The sequence below is a fragment of the Mesorhizobium sp. M7A.F.Ca.ET.027.03.2.1 genome (assembly GCF_003999175.1).
Taxonomy (GTDB): Bacteria; Pseudomonadota; Alphaproteobacteria; order Rhizobiales; family Rhizobiaceae; genus Mesorhizobium.
The window spans coordinates 1-858 of the sequence record NZ_RZOM01001602.1; the positions used below are offsets into that span (position 1 = coordinate 1).

Annotated in this window: 1 protein-coding gene and 1 pseudogene; both read left to right on the plus strand. The window is 62.6% G+C overall.

The window, feature by feature from the left end:
• Positions 1-94: 94 nt before the first annotated feature.
• A complete protein-coding gene (gene rplK / locus EN750_RS36730; RefSeq protein WP_013531410.1) occupies positions 95-523 on the plus strand; it encodes a 50S ribosomal protein L11 in 429 nt (142 codons plus the stop codon).
• Positions 524-527: 4 nt separating this feature from the next.
• A pseudogene (locus EN750_RS36735) lies at positions 528-815 on the plus strand (50S ribosomal protein L1); the annotation flags it as partial.
• Between the last annotated feature and the right edge of the window lie 43 nt (positions 816-858).

Below are 858 nucleotides of genomic sequence, written 5' to 3' on the forward strand. Positions count from 1 at the left end.
GTGGGAGGCGAGTGCGGCTTTAGCCGGCTGCGCGAACCGCACCACCAGACTGCAACCGCCGGCATGACCGGCATAGACAAAGGCAGGAAAAGAGATGGCTAAGAAAATTGCAGGCCAGCTCAAGCTCCAGGTGAAAGCGGGATCGGCGACGCCGTCTCCCCCGATCGGCCCGGCGCTTGGTCAGCGTGGCATCAACATCATGGAATTCTGCAAGGCGTTCAACGCGCAGACCCAGGAAATGGAAAAGGGATCGCCGGTTCCGGTCGTCATCACCTACTATCAGGACAAGTCCTTCACCTTCGTCATGAAGACGGCGCCGGTGAGCTATTTCCTGAAGAAGGCGGCGAACCTGACGTCCGGTTCCAAGGAGCCGGGCAAGGTCAAGGCCGGTACGGTTTCGCGTGACAAGGTCCGCGAGATTGCCACCGCGAAGATGAAAGACCTGAACGCAAACGACGTCGAAGCGGCCATGCGCATGGTCGAGGGCTCCGCCCGCTCGATGGGTCTGGAAGTGGTGGGCTAAGATCATGGCAAAGATTGCAAAGCGCGTATCGAAGACCCGCGAAGGCATCGATCCCAACAAGGCTTATGCCCTGGGCGATGCGCTGAAGCTGCTCAAGGACCGTTCCTCGGTGAAGTTCGATGAGACCATCGAAGTCGCCATGAACCTCGGCGTCGACCCGCGCCATGCCGACCAGATGGTCCGCGGCGTGGTCAACCTGCCGAACGGCACCGGCCGCTCAGTGCGTGTCGCCGTGTTCGCCCGTGGCGACAAGGCCGACGAAGCGCGCGCCGCCGGCGCCGACATCGTCGGCCTTGTCGCCACGGGCGAACACGGCGACACGCACTGAGCGGCCG